This is a genomic window from Acinetobacter piscicola (assembly GCF_002233755.1).
GTDB lineage: Bacteria > Pseudomonadota > Gammaproteobacteria > Pseudomonadales > Moraxellaceae > Acinetobacter > Acinetobacter piscicola.
This window is the reverse complement of record NZ_NIFO01000001.1, coordinates 67,935-87,522: the sequence shown is the minus strand read 5'-3', so window position 1 is coordinate 87,522 and position 19,588 is coordinate 67,935. Positions and strand designations below refer to the sequence as shown.

General features: G+C 37.4%; 20 protein-coding genes and 1 pseudogene. 12 read left to right on the top strand and 9 right to left on the bottom strand.

From position 1 onward, the window contains the following. The first annotated feature begins 14 nt into the window (after nucleotides 1–14). From CDA10_RS05315 to CDA10_RS05300, 4 genes are all read left to right on the top strand, one after another. On the top strand, nucleotides 15–392 hold the full coding sequence (locus CDA10_RS05315; protein WP_089604441.1) for a MerR family transcriptional regulator: 378 nt from the start codon (nucleotides 15–17) through the stop codon (nucleotides 390–392). Nucleotides 393–397: 5 nt separating this feature from the next. Next, complete coding sequence (locus CDA10_RS05310) at nucleotides 398–988, top strand: 5-formyltetrahydrofolate cyclo-ligase (RefSeq protein ID WP_089604439.1); 591 nt, start codon at nucleotides 398–400, stop codon at nucleotides 986–988. A gap of 297 nt (nucleotides 989–1,285) precedes the next feature. After that, entirely contained in the window at nucleotides 1,286–3,715 is a 2,430-nt protein-coding gene (gene lon, locus CDA10_RS05305) for an endopeptidase La (protein ID WP_089604437.1), read from the top strand. 219 nt (nucleotides 3,716–3,934) lie between these two features. After that, the gene (locus CDA10_RS05300) at nucleotides 3,935–4,312 is read left to right on the top strand and encodes a VOC family protein (RefSeq protein ID WP_089604436.1); all 378 of its coding nucleotides are present in this window, start codon (nucleotides 3,935–3,937) and stop codon (nucleotides 4,310–4,312) included. Between the two features lie 277 nt (nucleotides 4,313–4,589). Here CDA10_RS05300 and CDA10_RS05295 read toward each other — a convergent pair whose 3' ends face one another. Further along, nucleotides 4,590–5,507 (bottom strand): M28 family peptidase, encoded by a 918-nt coding sequence (locus tag CDA10_RS05295; RefSeq protein WP_228704608.1) that lies wholly within the window; start codon nucleotides 5,505–5,507, stop codon nucleotides 4,590–4,592. Nucleotides 5,508–5,700: 193 nt separating this feature from the next. Here CDA10_RS05295 and rlmH point away from each other — a divergent pair, with 193 nt between their 5' ends. The 3 genes from rlmH to CDA10_RS05280 all read left to right on the top strand — a co-directional run bounded on the left by rlmH (nucleotide 5,701) and on the right by CDA10_RS05280 (nucleotide 8,188). Next, complete coding sequence (gene rlmH / locus CDA10_RS05290) at nucleotides 5,701–6,183, top strand: 23S rRNA (pseudouridine(1915)-N(3))-methyltransferase RlmH (protein ID WP_089604435.1); 483 nt, start codon at nucleotides 5,701–5,703, stop codon at nucleotides 6,181–6,183. Between the two features lie 301 nt (nucleotides 6,184–6,484). Beyond that, entirely contained in the window at nucleotides 6,485–7,261 is a 777-nt protein-coding gene (locus CDA10_RS05285) for a dioxygenase family protein (RefSeq protein WP_089604432.1), read from the top strand. A gap of 147 nt (nucleotides 7,262–7,408) precedes the next feature. Further along, the gene (locus CDA10_RS05280; RefSeq protein WP_089604430.1) at nucleotides 7,409–8,188 is read left to right on the top strand and encodes a DUF4377 domain-containing protein; all 780 of its coding nucleotides are present in this window, start codon (nucleotides 7,409–7,411) and stop codon (nucleotides 8,186–8,188) included. A gap of 77 nt (nucleotides 8,189–8,265) precedes the next feature. On the opposite strand, the pseudogene gdhA reads toward CDA10_RS05280, so the two are convergent. Beyond that, nucleotides 8,266–9,637, bottom strand: a pseudogene (gdhA, locus tag CDA10_RS05275) (NADP-specific glutamate dehydrogenase). A gap of 303 nt (nucleotides 9,638–9,940) precedes the next feature. Here gdhA and CDA10_RS05270 point away from each other — a divergent pair. Next, complete coding sequence (locus CDA10_RS05270; protein WP_089604428.1) at nucleotides 9,941–10,738, top strand: RnfABCDGE type electron transport complex subunit B; 798 nt, start codon at nucleotides 9,941–9,943, stop codon at nucleotides 10,736–10,738. Between the two features lie 10 nt (nucleotides 10,739–10,748). Then, nucleotides 10,749–11,426, top strand: coding sequence for an endonuclease III (gene nth / locus CDA10_RS05265; protein ID WP_089604427.1), 678 nt, complete (start codon nucleotides 10,749–10,751; stop codon nucleotides 11,424–11,426). Between the two features lie 12 nt (nucleotides 11,427–11,438). Here the strand turns inward: nth and CDA10_RS05260 are convergent, their stop codons facing one another. Further along, nucleotides 11,439–11,624 (bottom strand): VOC family protein, encoded by a 186-nt coding sequence (locus CDA10_RS05260; protein ID WP_267284014.1) that lies wholly within the window; start codon nucleotides 11,622–11,624, stop codon nucleotides 11,439–11,441. Nucleotides 11,625–12,047: 423 nt separating this feature from the next. Between CDA10_RS05260 and CDA10_RS05255 the strand changes: the two genes are divergently transcribed. Continuing rightward, on the top strand, nucleotides 12,048–12,557 hold the full coding sequence (locus CDA10_RS05255; RefSeq protein ID WP_089604425.1) for a GNAT family N-acetyltransferase: 510 nt from the start codon (nucleotides 12,048–12,050) through the stop codon (nucleotides 12,555–12,557). Between the two features lie 51 nt (nucleotides 12,558–12,608). On the opposite strand, the gene CDA10_RS05250 is transcribed toward CDA10_RS05255, so the two are convergent. The 4 genes from CDA10_RS05250 to CDA10_RS05235 form a co-directional block, all read right to left on the bottom strand. Continuing rightward, nucleotides 12,609–12,839 (bottom strand): hypothetical protein, encoded by a 231-nt coding sequence (locus tag CDA10_RS05250; protein WP_089604424.1) that lies wholly within the window; start codon nucleotides 12,837–12,839, stop codon nucleotides 12,609–12,611. A 90-nt stretch (nucleotides 12,840–12,929) separates the two neighbouring features. Then, nucleotides 12,930–13,583, bottom strand: a complete 654-nt coding sequence (adk, locus tag CDA10_RS05245; protein WP_089604423.1) for an adenylate kinase — start codon at nucleotides 13,581–13,583, stop codon at nucleotides 12,930–12,932. An 86-nt stretch (nucleotides 13,584–13,669) separates the two neighbouring features. Next, a complete protein-coding gene (locus tag CDA10_RS05240; RefSeq protein ID WP_089604422.1) occupies nucleotides 13,670–14,986 on the bottom strand; it encodes a DUF445 domain-containing protein in 1,317 nt (438 codons plus the stop codon). 64 nt (nucleotides 14,987–15,050) lie between these two features. Then, the gene (locus CDA10_RS05235; RefSeq protein WP_089604421.1) at nucleotides 15,051–15,593 is read right to left on the bottom strand and encodes a hypothetical protein; all 543 of its coding nucleotides are present in this window, start codon (nucleotides 15,591–15,593) and stop codon (nucleotides 15,051–15,053) included. 240 nt (nucleotides 15,594–15,833) lie between these two features. Here CDA10_RS05235 and mrdA point away from each other — a divergent pair, with 240 nt between their 5' ends. Both mrdA and rsmD read left to right on the top strand, forming a co-directional pair. Further along, nucleotides 15,834–17,924, top strand: coding sequence for a penicillin-binding protein 2 (gene mrdA / locus CDA10_RS05230; RefSeq protein ID WP_089605163.1), 2,091 nt, complete (start codon nucleotides 15,834–15,836; stop codon nucleotides 17,922–17,924). A gap of 4 nt (nucleotides 17,925–17,928) precedes the next feature. Beyond that, a complete protein-coding gene (rsmD, locus tag CDA10_RS05225; RefSeq protein WP_089605162.1) occupies nucleotides 17,929–18,477 on the top strand; it encodes a 16S rRNA (guanine(966)-N(2))-methyltransferase RsmD in 549 nt (182 codons plus the stop codon). A 121-nt stretch (nucleotides 18,478–18,598) separates the two neighbouring features. Here rsmD and CDA10_RS05220 read toward each other — a convergent pair whose 3' ends face one another. Beyond that, nucleotides 18,599–18,841 carry a hypothetical protein gene (locus CDA10_RS05220; RefSeq protein WP_089604420.1) on the bottom strand — a complete coding sequence of 81 codons (243 nt, stop codon included), beginning with the start codon at nucleotides 18,839–18,841 and terminating at the stop codon, nucleotides 18,599–18,601. A gap of 143 nt (nucleotides 18,842–18,984) precedes the next feature. Further along, the gene (locus CDA10_RS17000; RefSeq protein WP_228704595.1) at nucleotides 18,985–19,545 is read right to left on the bottom strand and encodes a hypothetical protein; all 561 of its coding nucleotides are present in this window, start codon (nucleotides 19,543–19,545) and stop codon (nucleotides 18,985–18,987) included. Nucleotides 19,546–19,588: the final 43 nt, after the last annotated feature.

Below are 19,588 nucleotides of genomic sequence, written 5' to 3'. Positions count from 1 at the left end.
TTTTTGAGGTTTTTATGATCACGATTGGAAAACTTGCAAAACAATGTCATGTGAGTGTGGAAACGATCCGTTATTATCAACGGATTGGCTTATTACGTGTGCCTGAAACCACGTCAAGTTATCGCTATTACAATGATCAAGATGTTGAAACATTGAGTTTTATTCAAAAAGCCAAAGATGCGGGTTTACAATTGAGTGAAGTTCAAGAGTTATTAAATTTACAACTCAATGACCGTGAACAAGTCCGTCATGTGATTCAGCAACGTTTAGAAAAAATTGATCAACGCATTCATGAGTTAGAATCACTTAAAATACGTCTAAGCACTTGGATTGATGAATGTAAAACCACTACTGAAAATTGTTGTCCAATTTTAAAAGCATTAAAACAGTAATTTTTATGACTCAACAAACTTCAACTTTACGACAAAAATTAAGAAAACAACGCCGGAACCTCAATCGTTTTCAGCAAGGTATTTCTACGACTCAATGTTTACAAAAAATTTTAAAGTGTCCTCAGTTCCACACTGCGCAAAAAATCGGATTATATTTAGATGCCTTTGGTGAAATACAAACCAAAATAATAATAGAACAATGCTTTGCGTTGAATAAAACTATTTACTTACCCATGATTTGTAATATGAATCATCATTTGGTTTGGGTGAAAATTTCTAAAAATATCTACCGAAATAAACGATTTAGCTTACACCCTTTAGGTATGCGAGAACCCATGGCAAGCCGTGGCATTCATGTTTCACATTTAGACCTGTTAATCATGCCATTGCTCGCATGTGACCGTTATGGCACACGTATGGGCATGGGCGGTGGATTTTATGATCGAACATTGGCTTCTGCACCACACAAACCATTTCGTTTAGGTTTGGGACATGATTTCCAGTACTTAGATCTAAGTTTAGACCGTCATGCTTGGGATCAAGCTTTAGATGCTTTTATTTGCCCATCAAAGACTTTTTATTTTCGGCGTAAATAACAGGTGAAAATTATTTTTATTCTCTGTAAAAATCACGGTAAATAGCATATTTTCAGATGAAAATATTGTGATCTTGGCAGCAATGCTTAGCATTATTTTTCATAAAAATAGCATTAAACAAGCAAAGAATAAGAGTTATTCTGCTGACAGTTCAGCCAATTCAACCATAAAGACCCAATATAGAATCAATGACTTGCAAATAATTTTGCTTTTTATTCGGCAATGCCCTTGTAATTTTTAAAATAGCAATCACTATAAAAAACATGGCAACACCGTTGTCACTCATTAGGAGTGCCCATGTCTGAGATTATTATGAATCAAGAAAGCTTAGAGCTACAGGTTCCAAGTGTATTACCGCTTTTAGCGTTACGTGATGTCGTGGTTTATCCGCACATGCAAATTGCGCTATTTGTAGGTCGTGAAAAATCGATCAATGCAGTTGATGTGGCTCGTAACAGTGACAATTTAGTATTTGTGGTTGCACAAAAAGATTCGCTTACAGAAGAAATTGATCACGACAACTTATATCAATACGGTACTGTCGCGAAGATCGTGCAAGTTGTGAATCACGAAAATGATGAAAACTGTATAAAAGTATTAATTGAAGGCTTACATCGTTCTAAATTGGTAGAAATCATTGATAATGGTGAATACCTTTCTTCTGAACATGCATTAAGCCCAATGACTGTTGATGTCGATGCATCAACTCAAGCAACACGTGTCGAAGAATTACGTGCACTATTCTCCCAATACGCAGAAGCAAAATTGCGTAATGTACGTGAGTTAATCGCTGCGGCAAATAAGATAGATGATTTATTGCAATTATTGTTCTTCGTTGCAACTCGTGTACCTTTGAATATTGATGTAAAACAAAAATTCTTAGAACACGATGAGTTCGAAGCACATTTACAAGAGTTAATGACTTATTTGTTACAACAATCTGAAGAACAACAGATTGAACAAACTTTACATGACTCTGTAAAACGCCAAATGGAGAAAAACCAACGCGAATACTTCCTCAATGAAAAGATGAAGGTGATTCAGCGTGAACTTTCTGACATGAATGGTGGTGCGGAAGATGATGTTGCAGAAATCGAAAAACGATTAGCTGAAGCTGATTTACCCGAACATGTACGTAAAAAAGCTGAAAACGAATTCCGTAAACTGAAAGCAATGCAACCTGCTTCAAGTGAAGCTGCTGTTGTTCGTAACTATATTGAGGCGATTTTAGATACGCCTTGGAATAAAGCGAGCAAAGTGAGCATTAACTTGCCGAAAGCTCAGGAAATTTTGGACACAGACCATTATGGTTTGGATGAAGTGAAAGAACGTATTGTTGAATACTTAGCTGTTCAATCACGTGTCAAAAAACTTCGTGGTCCAATTCTATGCTTAGTCGGTCCTCCGGGTGTGGGTAAAACCTCACTAGGCGAATCGATTGCCAAAGCAACAGGTCGTGAATTTGTACGTATGGCACTAGGTGGTGTACGTGATGAAGCGGAAATTCGTGGTCACCGTCGTACTTATATTGGTGCGATGCCGGGTAAAATTGTGCAATCGTTGACAAAAGTCGGCGTGAAGAACCCACTGTTCTTACTCGACGAAGTTGACAAAATGGCGCAAGACTACCGTGGCGATCCTGCTTCAGCCTTGCTTGAAGTATTAGATCCATCACAGAATAATAAATTCAATGATCACTATTTAGATCTTGATCTTGATTTATCAGAAGTGATGTTCATCTGTACTGCAAACAGCATGAACATTCCAGAGGCGCTTTTAGACCGTATGGAAGTGATTCGTCTTCCGGGTTATACCGAAGATGAAAAAGTCAATATTGCAGACCGTTACCTTGTTCCAAAAGCAGTTAAGAACAATGGTTTACGAGCTAAAGAATTGACTGTTCATGAAGAAGCGATTCGTGACATCGTACGTCGTTATACACGTGAAGCAGGCGTGCGTAACCTTGAGCGTGAAGTATCGAAAATTGCACGTAAAGTGGTTAAAGAGTCTGTAAGTAAGAAAGCGAAAAATTTACATATCGATGTAACCGCTGAAAACTTACCAGAATACTTGGGTGCGCATAAATTCGACTACGGTATGGCTGAAACTGAAGCACAAATCGGTCGTGTAAATGGCTTGGCTTGGACTTCTGTTGGTGGTGAATTACTCACCATTGAAGTTGCAGCAGTGAAAGGTAAAGGTAAATTCATTACGACGGGTTCACTCGGAGACGTAATGAAAGAATCGATTACCGCTGCAATGACGGTTGTTCGTACTCGTGCAGATGAACTGGGTATTGAAGCTTCTCGTTTTGAAGAAACGGATGTACACGTGCATTTACCTGAAGGTGCAACACCAAAAGATGGACCATCTGCAGGTTTAGCTTTAACCACTGCCCTTGTTTCAGCATTTACAGGAATTGCGATTCGCCCTGATATTGCAATGACAGGTGAAACGAGTTTAGGTGGTCGTGCAATGCGTATCGGTGGTTTAAAAGAGAAGCTTTTAGCTGCACATCGTGGTGGTGTAAAACTGGTCTTTATCCCACAAGATAACGTACGTGATTTGGCTGAAATTCCACAAAACGTGAAAGATGGTTTGGAAATTAAAGCAGTGAAAAGTATCGATGAGATTCTGCCACTTGCATTGGTTGAACAACCTAAACCATTGGTTAAAGCACCGATTGTGAAAGCCGTTGACGACAGCAAAAAAGCAGCACGTCATTAAGCTTTTGTTATAAAAGTTTGATACAAAATAAAAGAGCGCTACGGCGCTCTTTTTTTCTTTATAAATCTGATAGATGATAGGTATTCATACAAATAAAATTACACGATGTAGCTTCGCTTACAATATTCAAATTTCACTCTTTGTACTTTACCGCATAATGAATAAGCTTGAATAAAAATGCTGAATGATCAGCTTATCTAAAATAAAAGGAATATCCGAATGTCAAATCCAGTCTGTTGGTTCGAAATCTATGTGAATGATATGGATAGAGCCAAAAAATTCTATGAAAGTTTATTTAACCTACAACTTACTCAACTGAGCGATCCCAATGATACTTCCATGGAAATGTGGACTTTTCCTTCAGATATGCAGCAATATGGTGCAACAGGTTCATTGGTCAAAATGGATGGAATGCCTGTAGGTGGAAATAGCACCGTCATTTATTTTAGTAGTGAAGATTGTGCAATTGAACAAGCAAGGATTGAAGCCGCTGGAGGACAAATACAACAAGCAAAAATGTCAATTGGTGAACATGGTCATATCGTCTTAGGGATCGATACAGAAGGTAACCTATTTGGCATTCATTCAATGGAATAATCAAATGAATACAAATAAGTAAAAGAAACTCTTTTTAATAAATTGTGCTTTTTTATATTTCAAATTGTTTGAAAATATGTTTAAATTTTAACCATTGAAAGCATCAAATGAACTTGAATAATTGCAAAACAACCTCATCTTTATATTAAGTATTTGTTTGTAGTTGATTAACTTCTAAACGATTCTCCAGACGATTAGAAGTTAAAACACAGTCTAAATTTTTAAGACTGTGTTTTTTTATGCGTAAAAAAAATCAAATTTAATCAATGAATTAAACCTAGTTATTTTTCTCTAAAAGAACATAAACCAAACCATTCACCACTTCAGCCATTTTATTAAAATTCAGTTTTTCGACTGTGTCATCCTTGGTGTGGTAATGCTTATTTCTAAAAAAAGCAGTGTCAGTAATCATGATCGCAGGCATTTCAAAATTCCAATAATTCAAATGATCTGAAAAATCTACACCTTGCACAAAAGATGGTGCAATTAAACGCTGACAATCCAACTGTTGAATTGATTTCATCGAGTCGCAATAGTTTTCGCTTAAATTCCGAGAACTCAAATTACTCACTGCTCCAATGAAGTTACCATGCTTAGGATAAAACAAGGCTAAACCAGATGGATAATCTTGTACTTGTTTATGGTTAAAATAACCGATCATTTCCAGAATATAGACAGCTCGAATTTGATCTTTCTGATTTAAAATAGATTTTGCATGCACATAACTGCCCATATTCTCTGTTCTGAAATACGGCGGTTCTTCTAAAGTATAAAATACAAAATCAATATTATGTTTCAAACGTGTTTTATTGATTGCCAAAATACGAGCAGTTTCAATTACACCTGCAACGCCTGAAGCATTATCATCTGCGCCGTTAAAATTTCCATACACATCATAATGTGCACCAATAATGACTTTCTGAGCATTCCCTGTCTGCAAATGGCAAATCACATTACGATAGGTTTTACCTGAAACTTGATAGGGTTGATATTCACAAGGAATTGAAAACTGTTCAACGCGTTGTTTGATATAGGCTGCAACACGATCTAATTCTTGAATATTTTGATGATTTCTAAATGCAGTCGGTGAAACAATATTGCCTAAATAATCCTTTAAACGATAAGCATCTGCCTGACGATACATACTACTATCTGCGTAACTGCATATTGAGATACAGCTTACAAAAATAAACATGAGTCGTTTTAAAATAGTCTTAAACATATCCTGAAATTGCACCTATAAATCCAATTTTGAATGTTAGTGTTACGATCGCTCGTTATTTGGAACTCATATTAAAAACTGATTCTTTAAAAACTGCCCTGTTCTCATCCTGAGAATGATCAATATAGCGTTATAATGTGCTATTGCCACGTTAGAAATTGTTAATATGAAAATCCGCATTCTTACCATTGGTCAAAAAATGCCTGCTTGGGTACTTACAGGTTTTGAAGACTACTTCAAACGCATTCAACCTTTTGTACAAACACAGATTCTTGAATTACCCATGGCAAAACGTGGTAAAAATGATTCAGAAGCAGATATTTTAAAATACCGTCAAATTGAGGGTGACAGCATACTTGCAGCAGTTAAACAAAATGAAGTATTGATTGCACTTGAAGTCGGCGGCCGTGAGTTTAGTACCGAAAAACTTGCAGAAACCATGAAAGAATGGATGCTTGAAGGAAATGATGTCGTTTTAGCGATTGGTGGCCCAGATGGTCATTCGGAAGCTGTGCGTAAAGCAGCGGCTTGGCATTGGTCATTGTCCAAACTAACCTTACCGCATCCTATGGTTCGGGTCATGCTCATCGAACAGCTCTATCGTGCAATGACGATTAACCATAATCATCCATATCATCGGGCAGGTTAATGATTCATTTAATATGATCAACCACAATCGATACTGGCGTTGCATAGATGCAACATTCTGTTGAAATAAATAGGCTTATGCCGTTATTGAAACTTTGAGATGATAATAGATAGAAAGGTTGTTGATAGAAATCAAACATTACTGTTAATTATGATATTGAAAAATATGAGAGATATCATCGTGAATAAATGAATGATTCAAACTTCAATCTGTTATTGATTATTTTGAATAAACAACACAAAAGATTTAACTCAATTCAGATGAAATCCCGTTTTGCACACACTGTTTTAGGCGTATTGATATGAATTTACAAACACTCCCCGGTTTATTTATTTCACATGGCTCTCCTATGCTCGCGCTTGATCCTGAACAAGTTGGGCCAGCATTGCATCGTTTAGGTTTAAACTTACCAAAACCGCAGGCCATTATTGTTATGTCTGCACATTGGGAGAGTAATGCGCTCGAAGTAAATACAGGTGTACGCCCAGAAACTTGGCATGATTTTAGAGGATTTCCACCTGCGCTTTACGAAATGCGTTACCCTGCTCCTGGGAATCCTGAGCTTGCTGAAGAAATTCTACATGTCTTAGCAGAAGCACACATTCCTGCACATGCCAACAGCACTCGACCACGTGATCATGGTGTGTGGATGCCGTTATTGCACATGTATCCTGATGCTGATATTCCTGTGATTGAAATTTCATTACCGATGAATATGAGCGCCGATGAAATCTATAAAATTGGACAAGCACTTGCGCCTTTACGTGAAAAGCAAATTTTATTGATCGGTTCGGGCAGTATTACCCATAACTTAAGAGAACTGTCTTGGAATGGTGACAATAACAATGTACCTGAATGGGCATCAACGTTTCGTAATTATGTGGTTCATAAATTAACCCATAGCCAATATGATGCCGTTTTAGAATGGCAAGATATTCCCTATGTACAAAAAAACCATCCGACGATTGAACACTTTGCGCCGCTGTTTTTTGCAATGGGTACTGGGCCTCGTTTCAGTATCGTACACAGTAGTTTTTCTATGGGTGCATTAGGCATGGACATCTATCGTTTTGACTAAATTAAACAATTTCTTAGCGTTTTTTTAATTTCTGTTTAAGTTTTAGCTGAATGGATACATTTTGAAACTGAATTCATAAAATGTATCCATATCTTTTCAGGATTGATGCTTTATCCTATAGCTATGCTTTTTAAATGTGATTAAAACATGAAATTCAAATATTTAGCTTTAGCAGTTCTTCCATTCGCACTTGCAGCATGTCAATCTGGGGGTATTCAAACATTAGGTGACACTACTGTGAAAGTATTACAACAACAAAGCAATGCCAATCAGACATTAAGCGCTTATCAATGGTCTTACCAACCTACAGGTACGACTAAACCAATTGTTTTAAACTTCGCTGAACAACGCCTAAGTATTGCGACAGGATGTAATATGCAAGGTTCTTCTTGGAAAATTGAAAATGGTTTACTTTCAGTAGGTAGTTTAATGAGCACTCAGAAAATGTGTTCACCTGAACTGATGAAGCAAGAGCAATTTTCAGCTGCCCTATTCCAAGAGCGCAAAGTTCCATTTGTACTAGACACGACTGATGTTGAAAAACCAACACTTACACTGGTTGCTGCAACGGGTGAAAAAATTGTATTTACAGGTGAGATGACTGCTGAAACAAAATATCAGTCTGAAGGTCAAACGATTTTCTTAGAAATCAGCCCAGAGACTAAAGAATGTTCTGCGGGTGTGATGAAGAAACAATGCTTACTGGTTCGTGAAATTAAATATGCAGATAATGGTGTAAAAACCCAAGTCGATAAAGATTGGACGTTCTTCTATGACAATATAGATGGTTTTACTCATCGTCCAAATGAACGCCAAGTGGTTCGTATCAAACGTTATGAAATCAAGAATCCTGCTGCAGATCAATCAAAATACGCTTATGTACAAGATATGATTATTGAACGTGAATCTGTAAAAGGAACGCTCTAAGTTCCTCAAAATTTAAACATGGATAAAAAACCGATGCTTTTGCATCGGTTTTTTTCAGCACTACAACATACTAAAAACTAAAAAACACCCTGAGCGAGCATTGCATCTGCAACTTTTACAAAGCCTGCAATATTTGCACCATTCACATAGTTCACAGTACCATCTGCCTGAGCGCCATATTTCACACAATTACGATGAATCTCTTTCATAATTGCATGTAATCGTTCATCAACCTCTTCAAAAGTCCAACCCAAACGAATCGCATTTTGGGACATTTCAAGACCAGAGGTTGCAACACCACCTGCATTGGATGCTTTACCCGGTGCATAAAGAATCTTCGCTTCAACAAATTTTTCAACAGCATCGAGTGTAGAAGGCATGTTTGCGCCTTCGGCAACACAAATCGTGCCATTTGCCAATAGCATGATGGCATCTTCTTCATTTAATTCATTTTGAGTGGCACAAGGTAATGCGATATCACACTTGATTGACCAAGGACGTTGCCCTTCCAAATATTCAAAACCATGTTTAGATGCAAACTCAGAAATACGACCACGTTTTACATTCTTAAGTTCCATCACTTCTGCAAGCAATTCATTAGTAAAACCATTTTTCAAATAAACCGTACCATTTGAGTCTGAAAGTGAAACCACTTTCGCACCCAAATACATGGCTTTTTCTGCGGCAAATTGAGCCACATTTCCTGAGCCTGAAATGGTAACAATTTTGTCTTTAAAGCTTTCACCACGTGTTTTTAGCATTTCCTCAGCAAAATACACCGTGCCAAAACCTGTTGCTTCAGGACGAGCTAAAGAGCCGCCGAAAGATAAACCCTTGCCTGTAAATACACAAGAAGTGTCATTGCTCAGCTTCTTCATCATACCCGCCATATAACCAACTTCACGGCCACCTACACCAATATCGCCCGCAGGAATATCCGTATTTGAGCCTAAATGACGATACAACTCTATGACCAAAGCTTGGCAGAAACGCATAATTTCACCTTCGGATTTCCCCTTAGGATCGAAGTCTGAACCGCCTTTACCACCACCCATAGGCAGTGTCGTTAAAGCATTTTTAAACGTCTGTTCAAAGCCTAAAAACTTTAAAATAGAAAGATTTACAGATGGGTGAAAACGCATTCCCCCTTTGAAAGGTCCAATTGCAGCATTGAATTGAACACGGAATGCACGGTTGACCTGCGTTTGCCCTCGATCATCTACCCAAGCAACACGGAACTGAATCACACGTTCAGGCTCTACCAATCGTTCTAATAAACCATGTTCAGCATATTCAGGATGCTTTTCAATAAATGGCCATAAACTGGTCATTACTTCTTCTACAGCTTGTAAGAATTCGGGTTGATTGGGATCACGTGCTTTAACGTAATTTAAGAAGTCATTTAGGCTAGTATATTTCAACGCACAATCCTCAGAAAAGGTGAATCAAAACTGGGCAATAATTTTAAAAAGATACATTTTGGCGCAAAGTATTTAATCCCTTTTATCAAAAAATCACAACAATTTTTCAATATTTTTAAAATAATATTTATTTTCAATGAAATAATTTTAAATTAATAAATTTTAGTATATTAATTCAGTCAATTTTTTAATGATTTACTATTGATGAAATGCATTATTTTTGAACATATTTAGCCTTATTTTAGGTCAAAAAAATACGATAAAAATATGCTAATATATCTAGCTTATTTCCCTTGTCTTTACCTTTTCAGGCCTAGCAAATTTTTATCAGATGAATTCGCAAATTTCTCTTATTCAGCAAGTTGATGCACTGCTTCCCCAAACTCAATGTGGTCTCTGTGGTCATCGTGATGGCTGCCTTCCTTATGCACAATCTATTGTCCAAGGTGAAGATGCCAATAAATGCATTCCGGGCGGTCAACCTGTTGCTGATGCATTAGCAGCACTGCTCAATCGAGCGAAGTTGTCAGCTGAAGAAAGTGAATGGCCAATACAAACCGATGGTCGACCACAACGCATGAAAGCGATTATTCGTGAAGATGAATGCATTGGTTGCACCAAATGTATTAGCGCCTGCCCTGTGGATGCCATTATTGGTTCTGGTAAATTAATGCATACGATACTGACGGACTTATGTACAGGTTGTGAACTATGTATTCCGCCTTGCCCAGTCGATTGCATCGACCTCATTGAAGATATTCAACCTTTACCCAATGAAGAACTTCGAATTTTAGAGCAAAATGATTTAAGAAATCGTTACTATGCGCATATTCAACGTGAAGAAAAACAACGAATTCACCGTAAAGGTCCAGTTGTTCGTGCAGAAATTGATACACAATTATTTGCACAATTTTCTACACAAGTCCAAGCTGTTCCATCTATAGAAATCAGTCAAAAACCAACTGAAACGACGACAGCAATTGATGCTAAAACCACAATTGAGTTAGCAAAACTTCGTACTCAAATTAAAAAACTTGAAAAGCAGCTTTCTGTACGAGCGGATGATAAAAAATTAGCGCAATTGAATGAATTGCAACAACAATTAACGATGCTACAAAATCGTTATTGAGGAGAATGTTGTGACTGTTAAAAATATGACTAAAAAACAGATTCAAACTTTTTTTGAAATTTTGCGTGAACAACGCCCTCATCCTGAAACTGAACTGAATTATTCCTCTCCATTCGAGCTGTTAGTGGCAGTCACACTTTCAGCTCAAGCAACAGATTTAAGTGTCAATAAAGCAACAGATAAACTATTTCCAGTTGCCAATACGCCTGAAAAAATTTATGCGCTGGGTGTCGATGGCTTGAAAGAATATATAAAAACCATTGGTTTATACAATTCTAAAGCTGAGAATGTCATCAAAGCCTGTAAAATCCTCATTGAAAAGCATCAAAGCCAAGTTCCCGATAATCGTGCTGATTTAGAAGCTCTACCGGGAGTCGGACGTAAAACTGCCAATGTCGTGCTCAATACGGCATTTGGTCAACCGACTATGGCTGTGGATACACATATCTTCCGCGTTGGAAATCGTACAGGTTTAGCTATTGGTAAGAATGTTTTAGAAGTTGAAGATCGCCTCATTAAGGTGATTCCAAAAGAATTTATTTTAGATTCACATCATTGGTTAATTTTACATGGACGTTATTGCTGTATTGCACGCAAACCAAAATGCGCTGAATGTGTGGTTTCGCATGTGTGTAATTGGCCTGATCGACATGAGTTTGGGGCGGTGAGAGAAATTAAGTTAAAATGAGCTATCGATTGATTAACATTGATCATGACATACTATACAAAGCTTATTCCCATCTAAATCTCTGAAATAAGCACCATAATAATTCTCGTGATATTCAGGTCTAAGGCCTGGTTTACCTTCAGACTTTGAGCCTAAACTAATCGCAAGGGCATAAATTTCATCTACTTTTTTACGTGACTGTGCTGTAAATGCTACCATTTGCCCATTACCCTGCAAATGGAGTTCCTGATTGTATGGTTTTTTATAATAAAAAGCGGTCGAGGTTCTGGTGATGATTGCCACCCAGCCCAAGACTTCTCTAGTTCAATGAATCGATTCTTAATGTGTAATGCATCCATGATTGGCATATAAAATTTTAAAGCACGCTCGAAGTCTGTCACACCTACAATGATATGGGAAAACATATACACCTTATTGAATTATTAATCGTTTTTGAATTTTTATTGAGTGGTAATGAATCAAAAGTCCATTTAAACAAAATAAATTCTTAATTTAACACTTTTACTTCTTACAATGATTCAATAATCATAATTTGTAACTAAACTGGCCATTTTCTATTTCCAGAAAAACAATAATTTTATAAGATACAATTTGATGAAAGTGACAATTTAAAAAACAGAAATGACAGAAATAAATATTCGACGACTCAATATCGATGATGCAAATGACTTCAGAACAATTCGACTTTCAGGACTTAAGCATAATCCTGAAATGTTCGGCTCGACCTATGCAGTTGAATCACAAAGACCCTTAGCGTTATTCGCAGAACGCATTGAAAGAAGCGTTATTGTTGGGGCTTTTCATAAAAATCAAATTATTGGTGTCATTATTTTCCTGCAAGAAACAGGCTTAAAAAATGCACACAAGGCAAATATCTATGGCTTTTATATTGAACCACAATTTAGAGGCCAAGGCATCGCAACACAACTTCTACAAACTGTTCTGAGCTATGCGCAAGATTGTGTTGAACAAATTATGCTTTCGGTCGTATCAACCAATGATCTCGCCATTCAGCTCTATAAAAAGCATGGATTTCAAATCTATGGGACTGAACCACGTGCAATGAAAAGTGAAATAGGTTATCAAGATGAAATTTTAATGGTCTTGTTCTTAAATAAAGACGCAAATTAATCTGCGTCTTTATTTCACATATCATTTTTAAAATGAAACTTTATTAAAACACTACTTCTTATTTTCTAACTCTTTTTTTAGCTTTTCAAGTCGCTTATGTTCTTCCGCGACTTGCGGATGTACTTGTTGTTGTCCAGCTTGAGATCGCTCAGATTTACGCATTTCACGGCGTTCTGCTAATTCCTCTTTTTGCGCTTTACTCAGTAATTTGAAGCTCATCCACAATAATGCAAGCAGACCAATAACGCTGACAATCACCAATCCCAAAAGTGCAATTTTCATGAACCAAACTTCACAGGCAAAAAAAGAGACCTAATATGAATCAGGTCTCTTTAATTGTCAAAGCTTTAAAATAATGCTTTGAATACAGTCTTATTTATCTAAGATTGCAAATAAATCTTTTTGAACATCTTCAATCGCACGTAAGCCATTCAATTTGTCATAAGTCGGGGCATTTTCACCAGAAGCTGCACGACCTTGGTAGAAACCAACAAGCTGTTCAGTTTCAGTATGGTACGAACCTAAACGCTTACGAATCGTTGCTTCTTCATCATCTGGACGTTGAACAAGATCTTCACCAGTTTCATCATCTTTACCTTCCACTTTTGGTGGATTGTAAACTGTATGATAAACACGACCAGAAGCAGGATGCTGACGACGACCAGAAAGACGTTTCACGATTTCTTCATCAGGTACATCAATTTCGATGACGTGATCGATGGTGATGCCTTCTTTTTCTAAAGCATCAGCTTGAGGAATCGTACGTGGAAAACCGTCAAAGATACAACCATTTACACAATCAGGTTGTGCAATACGTTCTTTCACTAAACCGATAATAAGTTCATCAGAGACTAAACCGCCTGACTCCATTACACTTTTAGCTTTAAGACCTAGTTCAGTACCTTCACGAATCGCAGCACGGAGCATATCACCGGTTGAAATTTGTGGGATATTGTAGCGCTTACAGATCAACTGAGCTTGTGTACCTTTGCCTGCTCCAGGTGGTCCAAGTAATATAATGCGCATAAAAAAACATCCTCATTTAAAACAATATGTATGATACCGTTTGCCATGACAAATAAAAACTTGTCATCAGACTGGCATCTAATAAATTATATGAAAGCCACAAACAAATGTATTAAACCTGCAAAAAATCCAGTGACACCGCCCAATACAATCAAAATCCACTCGTCTTCCCTAAAAGCGGGACGTAATAAGTTTTGAAACTCTGTCGGTGTTAATTCACGAATACGCTCTTTAAACATCTGAAAGATTTTCTTCGCACGGCTCGCATTAAACGCAGGGTCGCAAACAGGTACCATCGTAATTTCAATTGACCGATCAATCAAGTCTGTCTTGAGCTTTGCGTATTCACTCGGGCCTATTGACAATTGCAAAGCAGTCCGAATTAAAGGCGATTCCATAATGACATTGACATGACGTTTGATAATACGTCGTGTTTTGTCCTTTTTGGGCCCATACATCATTTCACTCATGATTGATTTTAACGTAATTAGGTCTTCTGTGACTACACTTGCAAAAACATCAGAAACTTCTTCTTGGCGCTTCATAAAAGCACCCTGCACATTATACGTTCCAATACGAGGAATGACAGGCTTAATCCATGGGAATTTACGATTTTTAGTTAACTCAAAAAATTGAGGATAACGTACATAATGTGGTTCTACAGGGTTAAACACCATCCAGATTGCGATCCAGTTGGTCAAAAAACCCCAAATTGCAGCGAAAAAAGGAACGGTCCAATGCTGTGGCACAAAAACATAGACAAACATTTGGAAAATACCAAAGAATGCACCAATTGCAGCACTAATATGCCAAATGAAGTTAATTTCTTTTTGTCCCACTTTGAGGAACATATACACCATTAAACGACGATCGCCTTCCATTTGGCGAACAATCATTTCTTTCATATTGACCAAAGATTCTACATTCATCGTGAGCTCAGTCACTAAGTTTTTGAGAATCTCTGGCATCTGCTTATGTGCTTGATTATAAATTCTTCGCTTAATCGAATAAGGTAGGTTTTCCCACAAAGTCGCATTACGATCGATCATCACCTCATCAATCAAATGTTCCAATTCAAAACCGACTTGTTCACCAATGATTCGAGCCATGTCCTCAGGATCCATAGCCTCAAGGAATTCCTGAATTGATCCTAGTTTAGACAGCGTATTGTCTGTAATGATACCAGAGATACGTCCAGCTTTACGCGGCACAATACCTTGCCAACCCACAGGCAATGGGCCGATATGAAAACCCCAGAATTTAATTGGATAAAAGACCATTTTCAAGGCCATCCATACATGCGCCCATGTTACAAAGGCGGTCACTGGTATGATACTTAATATGGCAAGATGATCTGGTCGGGCTGTAAAGGCGTGCCACAAATCACTAACGTATTCCAACATGCATGACTCTCGTATTTATTTCTATATTTGCGGGCAAAAGGTATTCATAACATCATCAACAATTTTAGAAGCCTACACTAAGTGTGTACGCAAATTGTATTTGCGGTCTCGTTTCCACAATCATCTTGCCATTTTTATCATGCAATTCACTACCTGCACCCATACCAATACTGAACGTACTAATACGCTCTTTATTTAACAAAACATAAGCCAAATCGCCACCTGCACCATATTGAACTTCATCTTTTCCATCCACAGGTTTACTTTGTAACGATCCACCATAAATACCTAAATAGAAACCATTTTTATCAGTCCCATTTAAAGCTACAGGTATACGAAAACCAATCTGCCCACCAAATTTATGATCATCGTTATAAAATGAACCTAATTTAGCGTAAGCAATACCATAAGGATTCACCCATTCACCATTGACATGAATCAATTTTTGCGTAACACCAGCTCCAAAGTTCCATTTAGATGCATCTTCTGGTTTAATTTTTGCTTCAGGTAAAAATTTTTCTACATCTCTTGGTAAACTATCTCTCGTATTTGCATGCGCAAAATTCCCTACTGCTACGAGCAATAATAAGGGAAATATTTTTTTCATTATTTTCTCCATTACCCCTAATCTTTTACTTAGGTCAAATTTATTTATCCGTAATTTTTTGACTTTAACAGAATTATTTTACGACTCATATACAAATCACTATAAATTTACTGTCTGCAAAGTCAAAGTCACATATATTTTTTATAAGAATGTTAGGTTTTTTATAATTACCTTCATTTTTGGGGTAAAATGTTTCGCCCCGAAACAATCCCTCTTTTGAGTACTTTAAGCCGACAACGTATGAAGCAGCAGTTTCCTCTCAAAAATGTTCAACAAGAAAAACGCATTTTTCGTAGCCGTGTGTTTTTTGCGATTGGAATCGTGTCATTTTTTATGTGTCTACTGATTTCACGTTATGCTTATTTACAAATTTTTCATCATCAAGAATTTAGTGAAGCTTCCGACAAGAACCGTATTCGTTTACAACCAATCGCCCCTGCACGTGGCTATATTTATGACCGCAATGGTATTTTACTTGCAGACAATTACCCTGTTTTTACAGCGACACTCAGTCGTGCGGATGTAGAAGATATTGATGAAGCAGTTCAGCGCCTAACTCCAATTTTAAATCTCAATCAAGAAGATATTGATCGTTTTAATAGCCGAATTAAAACCTCAAAGAAAACGGAACGGGTGACTTTAAAGCTTAACTTGACCGAAACGGATATCGCTCGATTTAGCGAAGTGAAATTTCAGTTTCCCGGTGTCAATATTGAAACTCAAATGACACGCTATTATCCACATGGCGAATTATTTGCCCATGTGATTGGTTATGTCGGGCGAATTAACGATAAAGAATTAAAATCAATTGATAAAGACAGTTATGCAGGGACAAACCTGATTGGGAAAATCGGTGTCGAAAAATCCTATGAGGATTTATTGCACGGTGTACCGGGTTATGAGTCGATCGAAGCGGATGCGCATGGAAATGTACTCCGTCATTTAGGCCGTAAAGAATCGACTCGTGGTAATGATTTATATCTATCACTAGATTATGGTTTACAAACTGTTGCCGCAGAACAACTTAAAGATCGTCGTGGCGCAATTGTAGCGATTGATCCACGGACTGGGGAAATCCTTGCTTTAGTCTCAAGCCCTAGTTTTAACCCCAATTTATTCGTTACAGGAATTGGCACTGCTGATTATAGTGCCCTACGTGATAACCTAGATCAGCCTTTATACAATCGTGCCGTTCAAGGTTCTTACCCACCCGGTTCAACTATTAAGCCTATGGAAGCGATGGGTGGAATTCATTATAAAACTGTAGACTGGAATACTGCTATTTCTGACCCTGGTTATTTCCATTTACCGGGTGATTCACACAAATTCCGTGACTGGAAAAAAACTGGTCATGGTAGCGTCAATATGCACAAATCCATTGTCGTTTCTTGTGATACTTATTTTTATATTCTTTCTTATCAAATGGGTATCGATAAGATGAATGAATGGATGCGTCAATTTGGCTTTGGTGAAAAAACTGGGGTAGATTTACCGAGTGAAAGTACAGGTTTATATCCAAGTCCAGAATGGAAAATGCGCACTCGAAAAAGCAAATGGTTAAAAGGTGAAACCATTTCTGTGAGTATTGGTCAGGGCGCATTTACAGCAACACCATTACAATTGGCAATGGCAACTGCAATTACAGCCAACCACGGCGCGCATGTGATTCCGCATGTATTACGTGAATCTAAAGGTGCTAAAAAGCATCCAGTACTCAATGCACCGACAGGTAAAATTAATTTCAGCGGGACAGATGCCGACTGGGTCAAAATGCGTGATGCAATGGTCGATGTGATCCAAACAGGCACAGGACGTGGTATTCGCACACCGATGTATCAAATTGCAGGTAAAACTGGAACAGCACAAGTTAAAAGTATTGCGCAAGGTAAACGCTATAACGAAGCACTATTAACTGAACGCCAACTCGATCATGGTTTATTTGTCGGTTTTGCGCCTGCTGAAAATCCTGAAATTGCGATTGCTGTGGTTTGGGAAAATGGTAAACATGGTGGTTCAGCGGCACAACTTGCACGTCCAATATTTGATTACTGGTTATTAACACGTAACAAAAAGCCAATTATACCTTTAAGTCATCAAGTGAGTGGTGGTTTGATGACGGCTGGGATTAAACCAGGTGAGCTACCAAGCGGCGATGTAACCCTTTCTGCCAATCCAAATGCTGTACCGAAGCCGAAACCCAATACATCAACTCAGCCAGCAGCAACACCAAATACAACTCAGACTAATCGTAGTAATGTAAACAATCCTGCGAGTTCGACGCCAGCACAGCAATCAACTCCAGCCGCAACACAGGCAGATATTAGTGAATAATAGAATAAAAAATCAATTACGTATTATTGGTGGAGAATGGAAACGTCGTGTTCTCCCCTTCGCCGATGTTGATGGATTACGTCCAACGCCTGACCGCGTTCGTGAGACATTATTTAATTGGTTAATGTGGGATATTCAAAATGCCAACGTACTAGACCTTTGCGCAGGTTCAGGTGCATTAGGTTTTGAAGCATTGTCACGTGGCGCTCATCAGGTGGTTATGGTAGAACCAAATCCTAAACAAGCCAAAATATTAAAAGATAATATTCAACTGCTTAAAGCTGAGAATTGCCAATTAAAACAGCAAACTGCTCAACAAACTTTGCTCAGCATTAATGAACAATTTGACGTAGTATTTCTAGACCCGCCTTATAGCTTAAATTTATGGGCAGAATTGGCTGAAAAAGTTGATCAATATCTTAAAAATGATGCATTGATTTATGTAGAAGCAGATCGTGCATTACACCAATTAACACTACCTGAATCATGGCAATTACAAAAACAGACTAGAGCTGGTGTTGTACATGCTGGACTGTTTAAAAAAATAATTTAAAAAAGTTATTTGAAAATAAGACTATACACAATAAACAAGGGCTAAATAAAAATTAGCCCTTGTTTATGAAAATTGATGAATCATGCTTTTAATGATCATCTTCTTGGATAATTAAATCTTTTTAATCTCTTCGATCTCGATGCTCTTTGTCCCAATCACGACGGTCATGATCATGTCGATCATCATCTCGCTTATGCTCCCAGCGGCGCCGATCATTACGATCCCAACGACCATCAAAATCATGTCTATGCTCATGGCGTTGATCATAACGATCTGGATAATCATCATAAGGTGCAACAATACATCCTGTAAGTGAAATTCCAATTAAACCAATACAACTCAGTAAAGCTATTTTATTGATCATGGCTGAACATCCTATTCGACTAATAAATATTAATCTAACGACATAGGATGAAGATGGATGCAAGCTTCTGTTTTAAGTTGTAGAGCTTTCATCATTTTTTATTCATGATTTGGGTAATAAACTTCAAATTGGAAAATATTCAATCAATACGTCAAAGTTCTCAACCAATAAAGTCGTAATAACTGTCCGCGATCATACGGAAAACTAGAAATGTACTCATAACCAATTTTATTTAAAGTGTTAATTTTAAACTCCATACCATAGCCAAAAGAAATGGTTAATTCAGTACCACTTGTATTTGAATTGGTTGGGTTTAATAAGGTGTTTTTGAGCTGCTGAGTATTATAAGCCGTGTAATTATAAATTCGTATGCGATCATTTTCATAAAATCCATTAGTTAAAATTGAATAGTCCATGACCTCTTGATCATGTTCCTCGGCAAGCTTTTTTTGCTCAGTCGCTTGTTCAAAAAAAGTGTTACTCTGTTGATCATTCAAATTGCTTAGGCTATTTTTTTGAGTTTGAATATCAAATAATGGATCTTGTTTATATTCTGGGATTGCATCACCAGTGTCATTATTTTTATATATGAATTGTTGATTAGGTTCTAAAGCAGGTTCTCGATCAACAAATAACATATCAGCTGCATAACCATGCCCAATCAGAATAAAAGACAGGACTAAGCTACAGGTGATACTTTTCATTTCAATTTCATCTTGTTAAAGACAAGTTTATAAAATATAGCAC

What these genes read in the sequence shown, in the direction of transcription:
- CDA10_RS05315 (WP_089604441.1), top strand. Translation starts at nt 15, where the DNA reads ATGATCACGATTGGAAAACTTGCAAAACAATGTCATGTGAGTGTGGAA.
- CDA10_RS05310 (WP_089604439.1), top strand. Translation starts at nt 398, where the DNA reads ATGACTCAACAAACTTCAACTTTACGACAAAAATTAAGAAAACAACGC.
- lon (WP_089604437.1), top strand. Translation starts at nt 1,286, where the DNA reads ATGTCTGAGATTATTATGAATCAAGAAAGCTTAGAGCTACAGGTTCCA.
- CDA10_RS05300 (WP_089604436.1), top strand. Translation starts at nt 3,935, where the DNA reads ATGTCAAATCCAGTCTGTTGGTTCGAAATCTATGTGAATGATATGGAT.
- CDA10_RS05295 (WP_228704608.1), bottom strand. Translation starts at nt 5,507, where the DNA reads ATGTTTATTTTTGTAAGCTGTATCTCAATATGCAGTTACGCAGATAGT.
- rlmH (WP_089604435.1), top strand. Translation starts at nt 5,701, where the DNA reads ATGAAAATCCGCATTCTTACCATTGGTCAAAAAATGCCTGCTTGGGTA.
- CDA10_RS05285 (WP_089604432.1), top strand. Translation starts at nt 6,485, where the DNA reads ATGAATTTACAAACACTCCCCGGTTTATTTATTTCACATGGCTCTCCT.
- CDA10_RS05280 (WP_089604430.1), top strand. Translation starts at nt 7,409, where the DNA reads ATGAAATTCAAATATTTAGCTTTAGCAGTTCTTCCATTCGCACTTGCA.
- CDA10_RS05270 (WP_089604428.1), top strand. Translation starts at nt 9,941, where the DNA reads ATGAATTCGCAAATTTCTCTTATTCAGCAAGTTGATGCACTGCTTCCC.
- CDA10_RS05260 (WP_267284014.1), bottom strand. Translation starts at nt 11,624, where the DNA reads ATGGTAGCATTTACAGCACAGTCACGTAAAAAAGTAGATGAAATTTAT.
- CDA10_RS05255 (WP_089604425.1), top strand. Translation starts at nt 12,048, where the DNA reads ATGACAGAAATAAATATTCGACGACTCAATATCGATGATGCAAATGAC.
- CDA10_RS05250 (WP_089604424.1), bottom strand. Translation starts at nt 12,839, where the DNA reads ATGAAAATTGCACTTTTGGGATTGGTGATTGTCAGCGTTATTGGTCTG.
- adk (WP_089604423.1), bottom strand. Translation starts at nt 13,583, where the DNA reads ATGCGCATTATATTACTTGGACCACCTGGAGCAGGCAAAGGTACACAA.
- CDA10_RS05240 (WP_089604422.1), bottom strand. Translation starts at nt 14,986, where the DNA reads ATGTTGGAATACGTTAGTGATTTGTGGCACGCCTTTACAGCCCGACCA.
- CDA10_RS05235 (WP_089604421.1), bottom strand. Translation starts at nt 15,593, where the DNA reads ATGAAAAAAATATTTCCCTTATTATTGCTCGTAGCAGTAGGGAATTTT.
- mrdA (WP_089605163.1), top strand. Translation starts at nt 15,834, where the DNA reads ATGAAGCAGCAGTTTCCTCTCAAAAATGTTCAACAAGAAAAACGCATT.
- CDA10_RS05220 (WP_089604420.1), bottom strand. Translation starts at nt 18,841, where the DNA reads ATGATCAATAAAATAGCTTTACTGAGTTGTATTGGTTTAATTGGAATT.
- CDA10_RS17000 (WP_228704595.1), bottom strand. Translation starts at nt 19,545, where the DNA reads ATGAAAAGTATCACCTGTAGCTTAGTCCTGTCTTTTATTCTGATTGGG.